At 37.6% G+C, this 271-nt stretch carries 1 pseudogene; it reads right to left on the reverse strand.

Going from position 1 to position 271, the window contains the following annotated elements:
- Positions 1 to 140: 140 nt before the first annotated feature.
- Positions 141 to 271 (reverse strand): annotated as a pseudogene (locus tag ACFINS_RS10315) (prephenate dehydratase); the annotation flags it as partial.

Genomic DNA, 271 nt, shown 5'->3' on the forward strand with positions numbered 1-271 from the left:
TCGCTTATATTCTTCTTCAGTATTCATAATGAAAAGAAGTTTAGCAGAAAAGAAAGCCGCTGTTTTTCAAGGGGCGTTGTATCGTGAGATCTTTAGTATGCCCTTCAATCTCCACGAGAAATGTACAATTTAATTAATTTTTATATGTGTGATCTTCGACCATTTTTAGCAGGATAAATGCCAATAATGCGCAATTCAGCAGAAAAGAAGGACAGCTCATCTAAGGCAAGTTGCATCATGGGGTCTTCAGGATGCCCTTCGATATCAACAA

Origin of the sequence: Bartonella sp. AA2SXKL (genome assembly GCF_042197205.1) — a bacterium.
In the GTDB taxonomy this organism is placed as follows: Bacteria; Pseudomonadota; Alphaproteobacteria; order Rhizobiales; family Rhizobiaceae; genus Bartonella.